21 protein-coding genes are annotated in these 20,048 nt (G+C 65.9%); 14 read left to right on the top strand and 7 right to left on the bottom strand.

Features of this window, described 5'->3' with window-relative positions; genetic code table 11:
- Both S58_RS12470 and S58_RS12475 read left to right on the top strand, forming a co-directional pair.
- Entirely contained in the window at positions 1–450 is a 450-nt protein-coding gene (locus S58_RS12470; RefSeq protein WP_015665673.1) for a c-type cytochrome, read from the top strand.
- A 164-nt stretch (positions 451–614) separates the two neighbouring features.
- The gene (locus S58_RS12475; RefSeq protein WP_015665674.1) at positions 615–1,535 is read left to right on the top strand and encodes a c-type cytochrome; all 921 of its coding nucleotides are present in this window, start codon (positions 615–617) and stop codon (positions 1,533–1,535) included.
- 30 nt (positions 1,536–1,565) lie between these two features.
- Here the strand turns inward: S58_RS12475 and S58_RS12480 are convergent, their stop codons facing one another.
- On the bottom strand, positions 1,566–2,726 hold the full coding sequence (locus tag S58_RS12480) for an ABC transporter substrate-binding protein (RefSeq protein WP_015665675.1): 1,161 nt from the start codon (positions 2,724–2,726) through the stop codon (positions 1,566–1,568).
- A 238-nt stretch (positions 2,727–2,964) separates the two neighbouring features.
- On the opposite strand from S58_RS12480, the gene S58_RS12485 reads away from it, so the two are divergent.
- A complete protein-coding gene (locus tag S58_RS12485; RefSeq protein WP_015665676.1) occupies positions 2,965–5,472 on the top strand; it encodes a bifunctional diguanylate cyclase/phosphodiesterase in 2,508 nt (835 codons plus the stop codon).
- On the opposite strand, the gene S58_RS12490 is transcribed toward S58_RS12485, so the two are convergent.
- Entirely contained in the window at positions 5,426–6,490 is a 1,065-nt protein-coding gene (locus S58_RS12490; RefSeq protein WP_042340713.1) for a helix-turn-helix domain-containing protein, read from the bottom strand. The genes S58_RS12485 and S58_RS12490 overlap by 47 nt on opposite strands.
- 390 nt (positions 6,491–6,880) lie before the next feature.
- Entirely contained in the window at positions 6,881–7,126 is a 246-nt protein-coding gene (locus S58_RS12495; protein ID WP_015665678.1) for an Lrp/AsnC ligand binding domain-containing protein, read from the bottom strand.
- A 120-nt stretch (positions 7,127–7,246) separates the two neighbouring features.
- On the opposite strand from S58_RS12495, the gene thiD reads away from it, so the two are divergent.
- Entirely contained in the window at positions 7,247–8,047 is an 801-nt protein-coding gene (thiD, locus tag S58_RS12500; RefSeq protein WP_015665679.1) for a bifunctional hydroxymethylpyrimidine kinase/phosphomethylpyrimidine kinase, read from the top strand.
- A 120-nt stretch (positions 8,048–8,167) separates the two neighbouring features.
- Positions 8,168–8,623 (top strand): nuclear transport factor 2 family protein, encoded by a 456-nt coding sequence (locus S58_RS12505; protein WP_015665680.1) that lies wholly within the window; start codon positions 8,168–8,170, stop codon positions 8,621–8,623.
- Between the two features lie 30 nt (positions 8,624–8,653).
- Here the strand turns inward: S58_RS12505 and S58_RS12510 are convergent, their stop codons facing one another.
- On the bottom strand, positions 8,654–9,703 hold the full coding sequence (locus S58_RS12510) for an AraC family transcriptional regulator (protein ID WP_042340714.1): 1,050 nt from the start codon (positions 9,701–9,703) through the stop codon (positions 8,654–8,656).
- A gap of 142 nt (positions 9,704–9,845) precedes the next feature.
- Here S58_RS12510 and S58_RS12515 point away from each other — a divergent pair, with 142 nt between their 5' ends.
- The 9 genes from S58_RS12515 to S58_RS12555 are packed head-to-tail and all read left to right on the top strand — an operon-like array spanning position 9,846 to position 17,536.
- Complete coding sequence (locus S58_RS12515; protein ID WP_015665682.1) at positions 9,846–10,670, top strand: alpha/beta fold hydrolase; 825 nt, start codon at positions 9,846–9,848, stop codon at positions 10,668–10,670.
- Between the two features lie 15 nt (positions 10,671–10,685).
- Positions 10,686–11,198, top strand: a complete 513-nt coding sequence (locus S58_RS12520) for a hypothetical protein (RefSeq protein WP_015665683.1) — start codon at positions 10,686–10,688, stop codon at positions 11,196–11,198.
- Between the two features lie 27 nt (positions 11,199–11,225).
- A complete protein-coding gene (locus tag S58_RS12525; protein ID WP_015665684.1) occupies positions 11,226–11,876 on the top strand; it encodes a hydrolase in 651 nt (216 codons plus the stop codon).
- A gap of 8 nt (positions 11,877–11,884) precedes the next feature.
- Positions 11,885–12,172 (top strand): XapX domain-containing protein, encoded by a 288-nt coding sequence (locus S58_RS12530; RefSeq protein WP_015665685.1) that lies wholly within the window; start codon positions 11,885–11,887, stop codon positions 12,170–12,172.
- A complete protein-coding gene (locus S58_RS12535; RefSeq protein ID WP_015665686.1) occupies positions 12,169–14,046 on the top strand; it encodes an amidohydrolase in 1,878 nt (625 codons plus the stop codon). The genes S58_RS12530 and S58_RS12535 overlap by 4 nt, the downstream gene beginning before the upstream one ends.
- 1 nt (position 14,047) lies before the next feature.
- The gene (locus S58_RS12540; protein WP_015665687.1) at positions 14,048–14,473 is read left to right on the top strand and encodes a DoxX family protein; all 426 of its coding nucleotides are present in this window, start codon (positions 14,048–14,050) and stop codon (positions 14,471–14,473) included.
- 26 nt (positions 14,474–14,499) lie between these two features.
- Positions 14,500–15,390 carry a hypothetical protein gene (locus tag S58_RS12545; RefSeq protein ID WP_015665688.1) on the top strand — a complete coding sequence of 297 codons (891 nt, stop codon included), beginning with the start codon at positions 14,500–14,502 and terminating at the stop codon, positions 15,388–15,390.
- A 14-nt stretch (positions 15,391–15,404) separates the two neighbouring features.
- A complete protein-coding gene (locus S58_RS12550; RefSeq protein WP_015665689.1) occupies positions 15,405–16,826 on the top strand; it encodes an alginate export family protein in 1,422 nt (473 codons plus the stop codon).
- Between the two features lie 17 nt (positions 16,827–16,843).
- The gene (locus tag S58_RS12555) at positions 16,844–17,536 is read left to right on the top strand and encodes a YoaK family protein (RefSeq protein ID WP_015665690.1); all 693 of its coding nucleotides are present in this window, start codon (positions 16,844–16,846) and stop codon (positions 17,534–17,536) included.
- A gap of 31 nt (positions 17,537–17,567) precedes the next feature.
- Here the strand turns inward: S58_RS12555 and S58_RS38120 are convergent, their stop codons facing one another.
- From S58_RS38120 to S58_RS12565, 3 genes are all read right to left on the bottom strand, one after another.
- Positions 17,568–17,711: a hypothetical protein gene (locus tag S58_RS38120; protein WP_160167595.1), complete on the bottom strand. Its 144-nt coding sequence runs from the start codon at positions 17,709–17,711 to the stop codon at positions 17,568–17,570.
- Between the two features lie 140 nt (positions 17,712–17,851).
- Positions 17,852–18,703, bottom strand: a complete 852-nt coding sequence (locus tag S58_RS12560; protein ID WP_015665691.1) for a fumarylacetoacetate hydrolase family protein — start codon at positions 18,701–18,703, stop codon at positions 17,852–17,854.
- Positions 18,704–18,712: 9 nt separating this feature from the next.
- Positions 18,713–20,038, bottom strand: coding sequence for an MFS transporter (locus S58_RS12565; protein ID WP_042339332.1), 1,326 nt, complete (start codon positions 20,036–20,038; stop codon positions 18,713–18,715).
- Positions 20,039–20,048: the final 10 nt, after the last annotated feature.

The raw sequence follows: 20,048 nt of genomic DNA on the forward strand, positions 1-20,048 counted from the left end.
ATGAAGCGGACTGTCGTGGCTGTCGCAGCGTTGCTGCTAGGGGCCGGAGCCGTGATGGCGCAGCAGGATCTGGTCAAGCATAGCCAGGACACGATGAAGGCCAACGCCAAGAACCTCGGCGGTGTTCTGATCGCCATGGTGAAGGGCGAGAAGCCGTACGACCAGGCCGCGGTCAATGCCGCTCTGGCGCAGCTCGACGAGACGGCCAAGAAGCTGCCGACGATGTACCCGGCGAGCGTCAAGGGCGCGAAGTTCGAGGGCGATTACAGCCCGTCGCCGAAGATCTGGGAAGACCAGGCCGGCTTCAAGGCCAAGATCGACAGCTTCGGCAAGGTGGTCGCCGAGGCCAAGGCCAAGATCAAGGATCTCGACAGCCTCAAGGCGACTGCGCCGGCGATCGGCAAGGAGTGCGGCGGCTGCCATGAGACCTTCCGGCTCAAGGCCAGCTGATCTGACGTGATCTGATGCGGGGGGCGAACGCGTGCTGCGCGTTCGCCCTGTTTGTTTGTGCGCCTTGGTTTGTGCGCCCGAGCGTCCCGTCGTATCGATCACCGCCGACGTCCTGAGGCCTGCGGCAAGAACGACGACATCCTCCCCGCTGTGACGGAGCGACCATGTTGCGACGCCTTCTGCTTGCTGTCTGTGTGCTCGGCGCCGCCGGCCTTGCGGTATTCTGGTGGCTGACCAGCCCCACGACCGTGGCGCTCGCGGCGGCGACCCGGGCGCCGGATCTCGCCAATGGCCAGGAGATGTTCAACATTGGCGGCTGCTCGTCATGCCATGCGGTCCCGAACCAGCCGGACCGGCTGAAGCTCGGCGGCGGGCTTCCGCTGACATCCCCGTTCGGCACGTTCTACGCTCCCAACATCTCGCCGGACCCGAATGACGGCATCGGCCGCTGGAGCGAGGCCGACTTCGTCAACGCGGTCGCGAGGGGCGTCTCGCCGGGCGGTAGCCACTATTATCCGGCGTTTCCCTATACCTCCTACGCGGCCGCGAAGGTCGACGACATCCGAGATCTCTTTGCCTACATCAAGACGCTGCCCGCCGTGACCGGCGCCTCGCGCGCGCACGAGCTGCCATTCCCGTTCAACATCCGCCGCACGCTCGGCGTCTGGAAGCTGCTGTTCTTCGACGACAGGCCGTTCGTGGCGGACGGCTCGCGCTCGGCCGAATGGAATCGCGGCGCCTATCTCGTCAACATCTTCGGCCATTGCGCCGAATGCCACAGCCCCCGCAATCCGCTCGGCGGCATCAAGACCGCGCAGCGCTTCGCCGGCGGGCCCGAGCCGGAAGGCCAGGGCTTCGTGCCGAACATCACCCAGAAGGGACTGTCCGACTGGAGCGAGGGCGACATCAGCTACTTCCTGGAGACCGGCCAGCTGCCGGACGGCGACAATGCCGGCGGCTCGATGGCGCGCGTGATCCGCAACACCTCGCAGCTTACGGCCGACGATCGCAAGGCGATGGCGGTCTATCTGAAATCGCTGCCGCCGGTCGAAGGCCCGCCGAAGCCGAAGAAGCCGGCGAGCTGATCAGTTCGGCCGTCGTCCGCTCATGCGGGATCAGATCGGCTTGAAGCTGCCGTCGCTCTGGATCACCGTCAGCGACACCTGCGGCGGGTTCTCCTTGCGCGCGCTGCCGAAGTTGACGACCAGCCCGCCGATGTCGAACTGGCCGACCTCGTTGATGATGCGAAGCAGCTCGGCGCGGGTCGGGTTCGGCCCGGTCATCGCCAGGGCGCGCGCCACCAGGCGGCCGGTGATGTAGCCCTCCAGCCCGATGAAGTCGGGCGTCTGGCTCGGATCCAGCGTCTTCATCGCGGCCTGGTAGTCGGCGACGATGCGGCGATCTGTGTCCCACGGGAACGGCACCACTTCGGAAACGATGACGCCGCGGCCCTCCGGGCCGAGCTCCTTGGCAAGCGCATTGCCGCCGACGAAGGACACCGCCGAGAAGGTGGGGTTGAAGCCGCTGCGGTGCGACATCTTGATGAACTCGGCGCACGGGCCGTAGGTGCCGACCAGGATGACGGCTTCCGGCTCGGCGCGCCGGATCACCTTCAAGGCCGCGCCGACGGCGCGCGTGTTGCGCTCGAACGTGCCCTCGGCGGCGAGCTCGAGGCCGCGGCGATCGAGATAGGTCTTCACGCCGGCCAGCACGTCGCGGCCGAACGCGTCGTCCTGATAGAAGATGGCGATGCGGGTGAGGCGAAGCTCTTCGGTGAGATGCTTGATCGTGGCTTCCGCCTCGGCCGCGTAGCTGGCGCGGATGTTCACGATGTTCTGGAATTCCGGCGCGCGCAGGAATTCGGCGCCGGACACCGGCCCGATGAAGGGCACGTCGTTCGAGGCTGCGATCGGCGCCGTGGCCATCGCGGTCGGCGTGCCGACGGCGCCGATCAGCGCAAAGACCTTGTCCTCGTAGATCAGCTTGATGGTCTCGACCACCGAGCGATCGGGGTCGTAGCCGTCATTGCGGCTCACCAGCTTGAGCCGGCGTCCGTAGACCCCGCCCTTGGCGTTGAGCTCGCTGAAGGCGGCCAGCAGTCCCTGGCGTGCCGCCTGGCCGAGCGCCGCCGACGGGCCTTCGAGCGCCGCCACCTGGCCGAACAGGATGGAGTCGTTGGTGACGCCGAGCTCGTCGGCATGCGCGGAGGCGAGCGGGAGCACGCCGGCGAGCAGGATGAGGACGATGGAGTTTCGGAAACCTGAAAGCCACTTCATTGCGATCTTCGATGCACCGTACGCGTCATGAGAACTCAGCATACGCGCGTTGAATGAAGACCTCGCTAAAGACGTACCCCGTGCTTGATCGCGTTTTGGGCGGCCGTAAAAAGTCAGCCGTTAACCAAGCCCCGGTTTACGGTACTCCACAACTGATCATCTTTGACCGTCCTTAACTTAGCCCGGCGAGCATCAGCCGGATCGTTAGTCCAGGGGCAGCCGTTTGGCGGGGGCCATATTGCAGGTTGAAGAGTACAGCGCACCGACGCTGCAGGAACAGGATGATGCTCGCAATGGTAGCGGGCGCGAGAAGCTGCGCGCGTCGCTATCGCGATACCGCCTGTATCGCCCTGCGATCATCGCTGCCTGCGTCGGCGTCGTTCTGTCGATCGCGGGAACGGTTGCAGTCGGACGCTGGGAAAACCGGCTGGCGCGGAGTGATTTCGAAGGTGTGGCCGAGGCGCAGGCGATCCTGGTCCAGAACGGCGTCAACGAATATGTCAGCCGGCTGACCGCGCTGCGGACGCGTTTCGAATCGGCCAACGACGACATCACGCGCAGCGAGTACCAGACCTTCAGTGCGCGCCTGTTCGAGGCGCATCGCGGCATGCTGCGTCTCGCCTGGCTGCCGCGGATCAAGCGCAAGGAGCGCGGTGAATACGAGGCGGCGGCGATCACCGACGGCGTCCCGGCCTTCCGCATCAAGTCCTATCCGGACGGCACGGTCGCGCCGGAAAACGACGAGTACTATCCCGTCTATTTCTCCACGGAGGCGAAGACCTCGCCGGTCTACGGCCTCGACTATTGGAGCATCCCCGACCATCGCGCCGTGCTGGAGCAGTCGCGCGACTACGACATGATCGGCGCGCTACGCACCCGACAGAATCTGATCAATCAGAACGAGCGCAACAACGCCGTGATGATCGGAATCCCGGTCTATGCAAAGGGGACGTCGCGCACGACGGTCGCCGACCGCAGGCGCAATCTCGCCGGCTTCATCGTCGGCGTGTTCGACCTGCCGATGTTGTTGCAGTCGGTGCGTGCCAACAATCCCAACAGTCCGGCGCTCCAGATCAACCTGCTTCCGCCCGAGCGCGTCATCAATGCCTCCGGCGTGGATCCACAGCGTTGGCCGGCCGATCCCAACATCTGGTCGACCACCTTGCGGATCGGCGACGCCGACTGGGTGTTTCAGGCCGCGCCCGCCGGCGGCGGGCTGATGGCCACGCACAACCGCGCGCTGGCGCTGTACGCGGCCGGCATCGCCACGACGATCTTCCTCGCCGTCTATCTCGCGCTGTCGAGCCGCAACGCCCAGCAGCTGGCGCTCGCCAACCGTCGCGTGCTCGAACTGGCGCAGACCGACGCGCTGACCGGGCTTGCGAACCGCGCCTTCTTCCTGGAGGAGATGGAGCGCATCAACGACGACAAGAGCGGCCGCTTCACCGTCTTCCTGCTCGACCTCGACCGCTTCAAGAACGTCAACGACTCGCTCGGTCATGGCGCGGGCGACGAACTGCTGGTGCAGGTCGCGCAGCGCCTGCGATCGCAGCTGCGCGACGAGGACGTGCTGGCCCGGCTCGGCGGCGACGAGTTCGCCCTGATCCAGGCCGGCTTCACCGACCAGCGCGCCGCCGCGATCGAACTTGCGCAGCGGATCACCAAGCTGATCGCCGAGCCGTTCCAGCTCGGCGGGCAGCGGGTCGAGATCGGCACCAGCATCGGCATCTCGCTCGCGCCCCAGCATGGCCGCGACCAGGAGCATCTGCTCAAGAAGGCCGACCTCGCGCTGTATCGTTCGAAATCCGCCGGCCGCAGCTGCTACACGCTCTATGACGACGCGATGTCGGCGGAGCTCGAGGCGCGCAACACGCTGGAGGGCGATCTGCGCGACGCCATCGCGCAGTGCCAGTTCGAGGTTCACTACCAGCCGTTCTACGACGCCGAGACGCGCGAACGCCGCGGCGTCGAGGCGCTGGTGCGCTGGCGTCACCCGGTCAAGGGCCTGGTGCCGCCGGACAAGTTCATTCCGCTCGCGGAATCGACCGGCCTGATCGTCCCGCTCGGGGAGTGGATCATCGGCCGCGCCTGCGACGACGCGACGTTGTGGCCCGACGACGTCAGGCTCGCAGTCAATCTGTCGCCGGTCCAGTTCAAGCAGGCGGAACTGTTCGACGTCATCCAGTCGGCGCTCGCACGGTCCGGCCTCGATCCGAAACGTCTCGAGATCGAGATCACGGAGTCGGTGCTGCTGGAGCGCGCAGCGGAGAACGAGAGCTTCATCGACCGGCTCAAGGGCCTCGGCATCTCGCTGGCGCTCGACGATTTCGGCACCGGCTATTCGTCGCTGCGCTCGTTGACGGCCTTCCCGTTCAACAAGATCAAGATCGACAAGTCCTTCATCGCCAATCTGAGCGTGCGCGACGAAAGCGCCGCCGTCATCTCCTCGGTGGTGACGCTGGCGCGCGGGCTCGGCATCCAGATCACCGCAGAGGGCGTCGAGACGGAGGAGCAGCTCGCGCAGTTGCGCTCGCTCGGCGTCAACTTCGCGCAAGGCTATCTGCTGGGCCGGCCGATGCCGGTCGAGCAGCTCGAGCAGCATCTCGAGATCGCGCGAGCCCCGTCCGAGACGGATGAGCAGCAGCCGGCCGCCGAAGCCTCCGAGGATGACGACCAGCCCTCGGCCGATGTCGTCGCACTCATTCCCCGGTCCGGGGCGCTGCTATCCCTCGCATCCAACGGCTGAGCGGCGAGGCCGCTTCGCCGCCTGCGTCGGGCGGCGATTGCCGCAGGTCCAGCATCGCCGCATCACGCGCGGCGCTCGGCGTGATACCGTAGGCGGTCTTGAACAGCCGCGTGAAATGCGCGTCGGTGCCGAGCTGCCAGCGCCGCGCCACCTCACCGACGCGGCTGCTCCGCGATCCGGTTCCTGCGAGATCGAAGAAGGCGCGGTGCAGGCGGCGGCTGCGGATGTAGTCGGCGATGCCGCCGATCGGGGCGAACAGGCGATAGAGCGATGCCCGCGACAGCCCGAAATGCAGCGCGACGGCGTCGGCGCTGAGCTCGGGGCTCGACAGCTGCGCCTCGATATACTGACGGATCCGAAACAGCGAGGCGTCGGCGGCGACACTGCGGTCGGCGTCGCGACGTTCGAGCTCGCCGCGCAGGCAGGCGGAGATCAGCGCGATCGTGCCTTCGACGACGGCTTGGCACTCGTCGAAGCGCATGCGCGGTGCGCAGTCGAACAGTGCGCCGAAATGCCGCGCCAGCAGCGGGGCGAGTGCGCCGTCGCGCGGCAGCACGAGCCCGTGCAGATCATCGACCTGCAGCAGGCGGGCGTCGAACATCGGACGCGGGACGACCATCGTGACGTTCTCGAATGCGGTCGCACGCGTCTCGAGTGTCTGGGCCAGATCGAGCACGCAGAGGTCGCCGGCTTCCACCCGGATCGGGTGAGCGCCTGCGACGCCGTCGTAGCCGCCCTTCACGTAGAGCTGCAGGATGATGTGGTCGACGCCGCTGCGCGCGATCATTTCGGCCGATCGGCGGAAGCGCTGGCCGCTCGCGCGCGCCGATCCCAGCAGCACCGATCCGAGCGCATAGGACAGGACATCGGCGCGGAACGGCGTGGCCTCGCCGGCGGCGAGCTCGTCGACGTCGAAGAATGTCGAGGTGGCTTCGCGCCACGCTGCGATGTTGGCCTCGGTGTCCATCTCCGCGGCTGAGAAGCCGTAGCTCGGCAGCAGGGACGAAACGGATTCGATGTCACTCTTCACGCGACGCGCTGCAGACCTTGTTCTTGAGCTTTCGTCTCAACTTCTTGATCGATCGTATCGATCGGGGCGTTCGACTTGACCCGGTGTGCCATGCACCGCCTATAGAGCCCTATCGCCAAGTTGCGAAAAAGGAAAGCCGGGCTCTTCGACGGTCCCTAATGCCCCTCGCGAACGGAGGGTCCGGCTTTCCGCCCCGCACGATTGGGGCCGGCGCGAACGTGTCCTGCGGCCGCAGATCGTTCGTGGCGGCTGCAGGCGGGCTCCCGTCAGCCACCGTCTTTCATGACGAAACCATGCTTGAACGATTTTGAGAAGCTCGGCGCCCGTCGGCAACGGCGGGCGCCTTTCTCTCGGGAGCGCAGGGCAGGGCGCTTGCTGCTAGGTGGCGCCAAACGCCTTGAACGTGATGATGGTGTGCGTGTCCTGGATACCGGGCAGCACCTGCACCTTCTCGTTCACGAAGTGGCCGATATCGGTATCCTTGTCGACATAGAACTTCACCAGCAGGTCGTAATTGCCCGCCGTTGAGTAGATCTCCGAGGCGATCTCGGCCTCTGCCAGCGCATTCGCCACCACGTAGGACTGGCCGAGCTTGCACTTGATCTGGACGAAGAAGGGAACCATTGCGGGCTGTCTCCGGACGAATTTTCAGGCCTCAATATAGCGTTTTCGGACGAAGTCGATACGCTTTCTGAGCGGGCGGCTTGCTTGCCGGGCACGGCCGCCCCGCGCTAGGAAGGGGGCATGAGCACCCCCGTCGCACTCACCATTGCCGGCTCGGATTCCTCAGGGGGAGCCGGCATCCAGGCCGATCTGAAGACCTTTGCGGCGCTGTCCGTCTACGGCGCCTCGGTGCTGACGGCGCTGACCGCCCAGAACACCAAGGGCGTCACCGGGGTGCATCTGGTACCGCCGGATTTCGTCACCGCACAGATCGATGCCGTCTTCGACGACCTCGCCGTCGGCGCGGTCAAGATCGGCATGGTGGCGCAGGCGCCGATCGCAGACGCCATCGGCGCAAGCCTTGCGCGCTGGAAGCCGGCCCATGTCGTGCTCGATCCGGTGATGGTCGCGACCTCCGGCGCCCGGCTGCTGCCGGAGGCGGCGATCGCTGTGCTGCGCAGCCGACTCATTCCGCAGGCCACGCTGATCACGCCGAATCTGCCGGAGGCGGCCGCGCTGCTGGACGAGCCGATTGCTGATACGGATGAGGCGATCGCGGCGCAGGGCCGCCGCCTGCTCGCGCTCGGCTGTCCGGCCGTGCTGATCAAGGGCGGCCACGGGCAGGGCAGCCACAGCACCGATTACCTGATCAGCTCAGAGACCAGCATCGCGTTGGCAGCGCCGCGTGTGGCCACGGCGAATACGCACGGCACCGGTTGTTCGCTGTCGGCGGCGGTAGCGGCCGGGCTCGCGAAGGGCGAGAGCCTCGAGGCTGCCGTCCGCAATGCCAAGGCGTTCATCTCCGGCGCGATCGCAGCGGCCGATCGTTTCACGGTCGGACACGGCCATGGCCCGGTGCATCATTTCCACCGCTATTATTGAGCTCACATAGCTTTGAGGTCACATCATGCGGGAAGTTCGCTTGATTGCAGCTGGTGACGGCCGAGAGAGCGGATGGGGCGGACAACGGCTGCATATCCCCGGTCCAGAGGAGATGACGGAATGATGACGCGTTTCGCCGCGACGGCTGCGGTGCTGTTCGCCACGGTCGCGACACCGGCGCTGGCACAGCGGGCTTATTCGGCGCAGGAGGAGCGCAACAAGGCGATCGTGCTCGACTTCTATGAGCAGGGACTCAACCGCAAGGATTTCGAGGCGGCGTCGAAATATCTCGGCACCTACAAGCAGCACAATCCGAACGCCGAGGACGGCCCGGAAGGCTTTCGCAAGTTCATCGAATTCCTGAAGACCAAGTTTCCGCAGTCGCACAGCGAGATCACGCAGGTGCATGTCGACGGCGATGTCGTCGTGCTGCGGGTTCACGCCATCCGCGAGCCCGGCACCCGCGGCAACGCCATCGTCGACATCTTCCGTCTCAAGGACGGCAAGATCGAAGAGCATTGGGATTCGGTGCAGCCCATTCCCGAGCAGTCGGCCAATACCAACGGGATGTTCTAGGCGCGCCGCCCGATGCGCCGCCTGCAGAGGTCACGTCCCGCGCGCGAGCGCGATGTCCCGGCGATGTCCTTCCATCACGCGGGAGCGATACTCGCCCGGTGATTCACCGAACCAACGGTTCGAGGCGCGGAAGAACGTGCTCTGATCGGAATAGCCGAGCAGATAGCCGATGTCGGTGAGCGTCATGCGGGCATCGGCGAGATGGCGCTGGGCGAGCTCGCGGCGCGTATCCTCGACGAGATCGCTGAACGAGAGCCCTTCGTCCGCCAGCCGGCGCTGGAACGTGCGGTCGCTGAGGCCGAGCTCGGCGGCGATGGCCGAGCGCAGCGGGCTGCCGTCCGGCAGCAGCTTGGCGATCGCGGCGCGCGCGCGGTGCGCAATGTCGGTCCTGACCAGGCGCTCCAGCGCTTCGTCGGCGATGCGATCGTGGATCGCGGCGAGCTCCGGCGCCGATGTCGTCAGCTTGCAGGCGAGGTCCTGTTCCGACACCAGAAAGCCGTTGAACGGCGCGTCGAATTCGAGCGGCGACTGAAACGCCCTGTTGTAGGCCGCGATCGACATCGGCACCGCATGCGAGAAGCGCGTCGAGAGCGGCGTCAACGGACGATCCAGCATCCAGCGGCAAAGATTGAGCAGATTGACGACGCCGTAATCATAGCGCTGCCGCGGAATGGGGCACTCGCCGCCGAATACGTCCGTGCGCACCCAGCGTCCGCCATCGCCTTGCTCGAGGGTGATGGCGACGGCGTCGCTCACCAGGCACATGTAGCGGATCAGACGTGTCAGCCCGGTCAGCAGATTGGGGCTGGACATCATGGCGTAGCCGGCGACGCCATAGTTGTGAGGTCGCGGCGCGTCAAACTTCGCAAGCCCGATGTCCGGATTGCCCGAGCGTTCGGCCGCCAGCACCCAAAGCCTGCTCAATTCCTCGGTCGGCCAGCGGCGATCGCAATCGTCGAGATCGTCGATCGATAGCCCGACCTCGGCGAACAGCGCGGCTGCATCGAGGCCTTGCTCTTTCAGCGTGGTCGCGACTCCGCGCATCCAGGACGACGATGTGGTTCGAGTTTGCTGAGCCATCCCCTTGGCCTTCTGGAGCCAGTGCTTTGGCCTCCTCGGATCATTGTGCAGGTGCACATGAGATTGCATAGCATCTGGGATAGGCGATCGCGATACGAAATTTTGTCGGAGCGACCGCGCGGCTGATGCGCAGGAGAAGAACATGCCCGTTCTGAAAACCAACGACGGCACAGAGATTTACTACAAGGATTGGGGCTCCGGCCAGCCGATCGTGTTCAGCCATGGCTGGCCGCTGTCGTCGGATGATTGGGATGCGCAGATGATGTTCTTCCTCAATCGCGGCTTCCGCGTCGTCGCCCATGATCGCCGCGGCCACGGCCGCTCCAGCCAGGTCGCCGACGGCCACGACATGGACCACTATGCCGACGATCTCGCGGCGCTGACGGCGCATCTCGACCTGAACAACGCCATCCATGTCGGCCATTCCACCGGCGGCGGTGAGGTCGTGCACTACCTTGCGCGGCACGGCGAGAGCAGGGCGGCGAAGGCTGCGATCATCGCGGCGGTGCCGCCTTTGATGGTGCGGACGGCTTCCAATCCGGGCGGCCTGCCCAAGGCGGTGTTCGACGACTTCCAGACCCAGGTCGCGACCCGCCGCGCCGAGTTCTATCGCGACGTCGCGGCCGGGCCGTTCTACGGCTACAACAAGCCTGGCGCCAAGCCGTCGGAAGCGGTGATCCAGAACTGGTGGCGCCAGGGTATGATGGGCAGCGCCAAGGCGCATTACGACGGCGTCGTCGCCTTCTCGCAGACCGACTTCACCGAGGATCTGAAGAAGATCACCTTGCCGGTGCTGGTCATGCACAGCGAGGACGACCAGATCGTGCCCTATGCGGACTCGGCGCCGCTGTCGGCCAAGCTCCTGAAGAACGGCACGCTGAAGACCTACAAGGGTTTTCCGCACGGCATGCCGACCACCGAGGCCGAGACCATCAACGCCGATCTCCTGTCTTTCATCAAGAGCTGATCAGAGGAGGCTTGCATGACCTGGGGAATTCCGACTGCCGTGTTTCTTCAGATCCACGTGGTGCTGAGCCTGATCGGAATTGCGACCGGGCTCGTCATGCTCGCGGGCATGCTGGCAGGCCGCCATCTGGCGCTGTGGGCGGCGCTATTCCTGGCCACGACCTTCCTCACCGGCGTGACCGGCTTCCCGCTGCCGCCGTTCGGTCTCGACCCGCCGCGCATCATCGGCATCATCCTGCTCGCGCTGCTCGTTGCGGCCGGCGCGGCGCTCTATGCGTTCGCGCTGTCGGGGCGGTGGCGATCGGTCTACGTCGTCTCTGCGCTGCTCTCGCTCTATCTCAACGTCTTCGTTGCGATCGTGCAGTCGTTCCAGAAGATCGGCGTGCTGAACGCGCTGGCGCCGACCCAGAGCGAGCCGCCGTTCGCGGTGGCCCAGCTCGCCACGCTCGTCCTGTTCATCGCTCTCGGCATTTTCGCGTGGCGGCGTTTCGCGCCCGCCGCGGCCACTGCGCGAGCTTCGCTCGCCTGACCCATTTTGCTTTCCAAGGAGAACCCCGTGTCCAAGCTCGAAATGCTCACTCCGCAGAACTGCGCCGTCGCGCTGATCGACTATCAGCCGGCGATGTACCAGGGCGTGCAGTCGCACGACCGCCTCGGCGTGTTCAACAACATCCAGATCGTCGCCAAGGCGGCAAAACTGTTCAAGATCCCGACCGTGCTCACCACGGTCGCCAAAGACTCGTTCTCCGGTCCCTTCATGCCCGAGGTGACCGAGCTGTTTCCCGATCATGACATCGTCGACCGCACGGCGATGAATTCCTGGCTCGATGCCGGCTTCCGCAAGCAGGTCGCCGCCACCGGCCGCAAGAAGTTCCTGATCGCGGGACTCTGGACCGAAGCCTGCGTGCTGTTTCCGACGCTCGACATGCTGCGCGAGGGCTATGAGATCTACATCCCGGCGGACGCCTGTGGCGATCTGTCGCTCGAGGCGCACAACCGCGCGATGGATCGCGCGGTGCAGGCCGGCGCGGTGCCGATCACCTCGTGCCAGTTCGCATTCGAGCTGCAGCAGGATTGGGCGCGCGCCGAGACCTATGACGGCATGATGGAGATCCTCAAGGCCCATTCGCCCTATGGCATCCAGATCCGCTTCTCGAAATGGGCGCTGGGCGAGCATGCCTCCGAAGGCGGCGCCACGGTCGCGTGAGGCGCGTGATGAAGATCTATCTGTTCTCGCTCGGGGCGGGGCTGTTGGTCGGCGTGGTCTACAGCCTGCTTCAGGTGCGCTCGCCGGCGCCGCCGCTGGTGGCGCTGATAGGCCTGCTCGGCATTCTCGTCGGTGAGCAGGTCATTCCCGTGGGCAAGCAGCTTCTCACCGGCACCAGCCTCGCTGCCGCGTGGCAGAAGGCGGCTTGCGCCACCCACATCTTCGGCATGCTGCCCGGCCATCACGGCCGGGCAGAGACGACCACGCCTCCGGCGCAAAACGAGACGGCTTCATGAGCGACCATCCCGACCTCATCCTGCATCGCGGCCTGTTCACGACGCTGGACAGGTCCAATCCCACGGCGAGCGCGGTCGCGATCAAGGACGGCGCGTTCGTCGCGGTGGGGCATGAGCAGGACGTGATGAAGCTCGCCGGTCCGGCGACGAAGGTGATCGACATGAAGGGCCGGCGCGTGCTGCCGGGCCTGATCGATAATCATCTGCACATCATCCGCGGCGGCCTCAACTTCAACATGGAGCTGCGCTGGGACGGCGTGCGTTCGCTCGCCGACGCGATGGCGATGCTGAAAGCCCAGGTCGCGGTCACGCCGCCGCCGCAATGGGTGCGCGTGGTCGGCGGCTTCACCGAGCATCAGTTCGCCGAGAAGCGGCTGCCGACCATCGACGAGCTCAACGCCGTCGCGCCGGACACGCCGGTGTTCCTGCTGCATCTGTACGATCGCGCCATCCTGAACGGCGCCGCGCTGCGCGCCGTCGGCTACACCAGGGACACGCCGCAGCCGCCGGGCGGCGAGATCGCGCGCGATGCCCAGGGCAATCCGACTGGCCTGCTGCTCGCCAAGCCGAACGCCGCCATCCTCTATGCGACGCTCGCCAAGGGCCCGAAGCTGCCGTTCGACTATCAGCTCAACTCGACCCGGCATTTCATGCGCGAGCTGAACCGGCTCGGCGTCACCGGCGCCATCGATGCCGGCGGCGGCTTCCAGAACTATCCCGACGACTATGCCGTGATCCAGCAGCTCGCCGATGACGGCCAGCTCACGATCCGGCTGGCCTACAACCTGTTCACGCAGAAGCCGAAGGGCGAGAAGGACGACTTCCTGCGCTGGACCCAGACATCGACCTACAAGCAGGGCAACGACTATTTCCGCCACAACGGCGCCGGCGAGATGCTGGTGTTCTCGGCCGCCGATTTCGAGGATTTTCGCGTGCCGCGGCCGGACATGCCCCAGGAGATGGAGGGCGAGCTCGAAGAGGTCGTGCGCATCCTCGTGCAGAACAAATGGCCGTGGCGGCTGCACGCCACCTACGACGAGACCATCTCGCGCGCGCTCGACGTGTTCGAGAAGGTCAACCAGGACATGCCGCTCGACGGTATCAACTGGTTCTTCGACCATGCCGAGACCATCTCGGACCAGTCGATCGACCGGATCGCAGCGTTGGGTGGCGGTATCGCCGTGCAGCACCGCATGGCCTATCAGGGCGAATATTTCGTCGAGCGCTACGGTTTTGGCGCGGCGGAAGCGACGCCGCCGGTGAAGAAGATCCTCGACAAGGGCGTCAAGGTCTCCGCCGGCACCGACGCGACCCGCGTCGCCTCCTACAATCCCTGGGTTTCGCTGTCGTGGCTCGTCACCGGCCGCACCGTCGGCGGCCTCAGGCTCACGCCCCAGCGCAACTGCCTCGACCGCGAGACGGCGCTGCGGATGTGGACCGAGAACGTCACCTGGTTCTCCAACGAAGAAGGCAAGAAGGGCCGCATCGAGGTCGGTCAGTTCGCCGACCTGATCGTGCCGGATCGTGATTTCTTCTCATGTGCGGAGGCCGAGATCGCCGACATCAGCAGCGACCTCACCATGGTCGGCGGCCGCATCGTCTATGCCGCCTCCGACTTCAAGCCGCTGGATGACGCCGCGCCGCCGCCTGCGATGCCAGAGTGGTCTCCGGTGCGCCGCTTCGGCGGCTACGGCGCCTGGCTGAAGAAGGACGATAATGGCGCGGTGCGCACGCAGGCGATGCAGATGTGCGGCTGCGCCAATGCATGCGGCATGCACGGCCACGATCACGCGCGGTCATGGTCCTCCAGCCTGCCGGTCTCCGACCTCAAGAGCTTCTGGGGCGCGCTCGGCTGCGCCTGCTGGGCGGTCTGAGATGGCGGTTCTGTCGGAGACGCCGAGGCCGATCGCTGCGATTCTCGATTGGCCCTGGCTATGGCCGTTGGCGCGCCTCGCGCTGGTGTCGGCCTATCTGATCGGCGGCGTCCAGAAGCTCACGGACTTCCAGGGCGCGATCGCCGAGCAGGCCCATTTCGGCCTGCAGCCGGCGGCGCTGTGGGCGGTGGCCGCGATTGCGGTCGAGCTGATCGGCTCGGTGCTCATCATGGTCAATCGTCTCGTCTGGCTCGGCGCCGGCGCGCTTGGCGTGCTCACATTGGTGGCGATGCTCACCGCCAACGACTTCTGGCACATGACAGGCCATGACCGCTTCATGGCGCTCAACGCCTTCTTCGAGCATCTCGGCCTGATCGCAGGCCTGGTGCTCGTCTCCATCCTGTCCTGGCGCGCGCGCCGCGCCTGATCTGCGTCTACTCACTCGAGGTCGTCATGATTCGTTCCCGTCATCTGCTCGGCGCGTTGGTTGCAACCACGCTGCTCGCCGCTCCCGCGCTCGCCAAAGACACCGTGAAGCTGATCGGCGTCGGCGCGCAATACGACACCACCCATGTCTATGTCGCGCCCGATGACGTCGAAAAATTCGCGGCCAGCTTCCTCGCCACCTTCGGCGGCCAGAGCACCAAGCAGGTCGTTGCGACCGTCACGCCGACACCGAGCAGCACGACCTCGCAGCTGTTGCAAACGCCGGTCGGCACGGTGTCGCTGTTCGGATTCAAGACGGGAATCCCTTATCCGTTCGGCGCCGAGCGCACCGGTTATCTCGTCACTGACTTGGACCAGGCGATCAAGGCGGCCAAGGCCGCCGGCGCAGATGTTGTGGTGGCGCCGTTTCCCGATCCGATCGGCCGCGATGCCGTCATCCAATGGCCCGGCGGCGTCAACATGCAGCTGTATTGGCACACGACCAAGCCGTCCTATGCTGCGTACGAGGCCGTCCCGGACAATCGCGTCTATGTCTCGCCCGATCGCGCCGAGGCTTTCACGCGCGCCTTCCTGCGCTTCTCCAGGGGCAAGGTCATCTCTGATGACACCAAGGCGCCGGGCGTCGAGATCGGCCGTCCCAACGATCGCTATCGGCGCATCCGCATCGAGTCCGTGTTCGGCCGCATGACGGTGCTCGTCACCGACGGCCATCTGCCTTATCCGTTCGGCCGTGAGATGGCCGGCTACGAGGTCACCGATCTCAAGGCGACGCTGGACAAGGCGAAAGGGACCGGCGCTACTGTGCTGGTCGAGCCGTTCACCTCGGACAAGCGCGAGCAGGCTTTGGTGCAGTTTCCCGGCGGCTATGTCGCGGAGATTCATGCTGTCGTGAAGTAGGAGGCATTGGCGAGATGCCGGCGAAGTTGCAGACGGTGCGGACTCTGACGACGATGGCGGTCGCGGGCGTGTTGCTCGCTGCGCCAGGCGCCGCCAATTCGGCTGTTGCCGAGGATAATGCCGGACGCCCGGCGATCCGCACCAATCGCTGGCAGGAGGACTGGTCCGTGCTGGCCAATCCCGCGCTGCGCACGGCGCCGTTCGACCCGATCAAATACGTCCCGCTGCAGCCGGGTTCGCCGCAGAGCTATATCTCGTTCGGCATGACCCTGCGCGAGCGGTTCGAGAGCCTGGACGCGGCGAGTTTCGGCATCGGCGGGACAAAGCCCGATCAGCACCTGCTGCAACGGCTGCAGATCCACGCCGACGCGCATCTCAACGAGCACTGGCAGCTGTTCGTCCAGCTCGAGGATGACCGTGCATTCGGCAAGGCCAATGTCACGCCGGTCGACCAGGACCCGCTCGATCTCCGGCTCGCCTTCCTCGCCTATGTCGATACGACGGAGAAGGGCACGTTCAAGGCGCGTGTCGGGCGGCAGGATTTCGACTTCGACCTGCAGCGCTTCGTCTCGTCGCGCGATGGTCCGAACGTGCGCCAGTCCTTCGACGCGCTGTGGGGCGATTGGGAGAGCGGGCCATGGCGCTTCATCGGTTTCGTCAGCCAGCCGGTCCAGTACAATCTGCTGCGTCCGTTCGACGACACCTCGAACGGGCATCTCCTGTTTCACACCTTCCGCGTCGAACACCAGGTGCTCGGCACCAATGAGCTGTCGTCGTATTATTCCTATTATCAGCGCGACAATGCGCGCTTCCTCGATGCCGCCGGCACCGAGCAGCGCCACGTGCTCGATATCCGCTTCGCCGGCAAGCTCGCCGGCTTCGACTGGGACCTCGAGGCGATGGGGCAGGCGGGCTCGGTGGGCGCGAAGCAGATCCGCGCCTGGGGCGCAGGCGCGCGCACCGGCTACACGTTTGCCGATGTCGCCGGGCAGCCACGGATCGGCCTTCAGCTCGACGGCGCCTCCGGTGACCGCAATCCCGGCGACGGCCGGATCGAGACCTTCAATCCACTGTTCCCGAACGGCTATTACTTCACGCTCGCCGGCTTCACCGGCTACACCAACCTGATCCATCTCAAGCCGTCGCTGACGATAAAGCCGGCCGCCGATCTCTCGTTGATGGCTGCGATAGGCCTGCAGTGGCGTGCGACCACGGCCGACGCGATCTACGTTCAGCCCAACGTCGCGGTGGCCGGTACGGCCGGGCAGGGCAGCCCATGGTCGGGCGCCTATGCGCAGCTACGCGCCGACTACCGCTTCGACGCCAATCTCACCGGCGCGCTGGAGGCCGTGCACTACAAGATCGGTGATACGCTGCGCCGTGCCGGCGGGCATGACAGCGACTACATCGGCATCGAGCTGAAATACGCGCTCTGAACAACGAAGGCAGGCCTATGTCACAGTTCGAATCCCGCAACGTCGTGCCGCTGCTGCTCAGCGTCAACGCCGGCTATGTCGACACCGCCGGCTTCCTGGCCTTGCAGGGCCTGTTCACCGCGCATGTCACCGGCAACTTCGTCACGCTGGGTGCGGCGCTGGCGCTCGGCACCTCGGGCGCCGTGGCGAAGCTGCTGGCGTTGCCGGTGTTCTGCGTGGTGGTGATCGCGACGCGGCTGACCGGCTCCCTGCTGTCGCGGCGGTGGTCGCGGGCGTTCGAGATCCTGATCGGCGTCAAGCTCGTGCTGCTCATCCTCGGCGCCGTGCTCGCGATCCATTTCGGCCCGTTCCACAATGGCGACAGCCACGAGGCGATCGTCACCGGCATGGTACTGGTTGCGGCGATGGCGATCCAGAATGCCGTGCATCGGATCCATCTGCCGACCGCGCCGCCGTCGACCCTGATGACCGGGACCACGACGCAGGTGATGATCGATGTCGCCGATCGGATCTACGTCGCCGACAAGAACCAGGCGCCGCCGCCGGCGCGTCTGGCGCAGATGGCGGTCAATGTGCTGGCCTTCGCGCTCGGCTGCGGCGCCGCCGCCCTGCTGTTCACGCGGCTGGGGAGCTGGTGCTTCGTCGTCCCTCCGATCGTCGCCGCGCTGGCGCTGGCCGTGCGACTCGCCGGGCCGGTACCGGCACGCTGAGTCCTGGCGCGCCGCTTCCACGAGCGCGCTGTCATTCCGCGGCATTCGCGCGCAAAATGGCGCAGCCATTTTGGAGCAGCGCGAATGAGCCCGGAATCCATACCCACAGGCCGACAATGTTTGATGAAAGCCGCAGTGGGCGAGCATCACGAACATCACCAACGGTCGTGGTCATGGATTCCGGGCTCGCGCGGTCGCGCGCCCCGGAATGACGGCGGAGAGAGCGCGTAGCCCGGGTGAGCGCAGCGACACCCGGGGGGACCGTCCCGCATGTCGCTTCGCTCATGCGGGCTACGATGTCCCAGGCAAGCCGCCTCAAACCGCCTCGTCCGCGATGCCGTTGCGCAGCAGTCCGATCCTGTCGATCTCGACCTCGACGACGTCGCCGGCTTTCATCCACAGCGGGGGCGTGCGGCGCGAGCCGACGCCGCCGGGCGTGCCCGTGGCGATGACGTCGCCGGGCTCGAGCCGGGTGAACGAGGAGCAGTATTCGATCTGGCGCGGGATATCGAAGATCATCTGATTGATCGTCGCGTCCTGCACCACCTCGCCATTGAGCCGCGTCTGCAGTCGCAACGATCCGAGATCGTCGATCTCGTCCGGCGTGACCAGCCACGGGCCGAACGCGCCCGTTGCCGGAAAATTCTTGCCGGGCGTGAACTGATGGGTGTGGCGCTGGAAGTCGCGCACGCTGCCTTCGTTGTAACAGGCGTAGCCGGCGATGTGCTGCCATGCGTCGCTGCGCGGGATGTAGCGGCCGGGCTTGCCGATGACGATGGCGAGCTCGCCCTCGAAGTCGAGATCGGTCGAAACGCGCGGGCGTATGATGTTGGTGAGATGCCCGGTCTGGCTGTTGGCGAAGCGGCCGAACACGGTGGGGTTCTCGACCTCGGAGCGGCCGGTCTCCTTGCGGTGGGTCTCGTAGTTCAGACCGATGCAGAGGATCTTGTCCGGATTCGGAATGACCGGGAGGAAGGTGATTGCGGACAGCGGGTGCCGCTTGGCGCCGGCTGCCGCGGCAGCCGCCTCCTTCAGCGCATCGGCTGCGATCGCCGACTTCAGGTCCGGGAAGCGGTCGCGCAGGATGGCGCCGAGATCGGCGATCTCAGTGCCCTCGACCAGTCCCCAGGACGGCGTGTCGTTGATGGCGAAGCTTGCAAATTTCATCTGGTGTCCTCAGGTCGAGACCGCCGCTACGGCGGAGGGGGAAGCCGGTTCTTGCGCTGCCCTCGCGAAGCGCGCGATGGTGCGCTCCGGGTAGATCAGCGCAAACGCGGAGATGGCGCCGACGATCAGCACGCCGGCGGTGAAGGTCATGGCGTGGGCGTAGCCGAGCGGCACGTTGCTGCCGGCCTCACCGACGATCCAGCCGGTGAGCGCGTTCGAGACCAGCGCCGACGCGGCGTTGCCGGAATAGATCACGACGATCAGCCGGCCGCGCTGCACGGCCGGCGCGATCGCGCCGAGCGCGACCGGGCCGAAGATCGTGGTGAGGCTCGGTGCGGCGAAGGCGATGGCGATACAGGCGAGCTGCAGGGGGCCTGATGTGACGATGCTCAAGAGCAGCGCGCAGCCGGCGGCGAGCAGCGCGTAGCCCGAGGCGTGGCCGAGGCAGGCACGCAGGCTGTAACCCTTGCGCTGCAGAGCTTGCGTCAGCCAGGAGCCGCCGAGCAGCAGCGGCGACTGGAACAGATAGATCCCTGAGATGATCCAGCCGACATCGACCTGCTTGTAGCCGAGCCCGAGCTGCAGATATGGCGGCAGCCAGGTCGCGGACATGCCGACGATCCAGTACGACGCGGTCGACATGATGATGACGCCGATCACGGTCGGATCGCCCCACAGCACGCGCGCGGGCAGCGCCTTGTCTTTCGCCACCGCAGCTTCCGGCGCATGCGCCGCGGAGTAAGGGCCTTCGCCGCCGACGAAGAACCAGCCGAGCATCCAGGCAAGGCCGAGCAGGCCGCAGAACAGGAAGCCGGTGCGCCAGCCATAATTGACGATGACATAGGTCAGGATCGGGCCGCCGGCGAGGAGACCGACGCTGATGCCCTGCAGCACCACGGCGCTCGGCACGCTGCGCCGGTCGGCGGGAAACCAGTTGTAGCAGGCGTGCAGGGCGGTCGGCAGTCCCGGGCCTTCGCCCGCGCCGAGGATGATACGGCAGATCACCAGCACCGCGATCGAGCCGGAGAAGAAGATCGGGATCTGCGTCGCCGACCAGACGCCGGCCATGATCAAGAGCAGCCATTTCACCGGGAAGCGGCCGACCACGAACATGCCGACCGCCATGCCGGAGAGCGAGAACAAGAGAAAGAAGCTGCTGCCGACCAGGCCGAATTCCTTCGGGCTCAAGCCCAGCTCCTTCATCATCGGCACGGCCGACAGGCCGAACACCAGCTTGTCGAAGAAGTTCAGCGTCTGGAACAGGAACAGCATGATCAGGACAGCGATCGCGCGCCCTCCCACGGTGCTTCTGGCTGTGTCCGATGATGGCGTCATGGCGTTTCCC

It is taken from the genome of Bradyrhizobium oligotrophicum S58 (assembly GCF_000344805.1).
Taxonomy (GTDB): Bacteria; Pseudomonadota; Alphaproteobacteria; order Rhizobiales; family Xanthobacteraceae; genus Bradyrhizobium; species Bradyrhizobium oligotrophicum.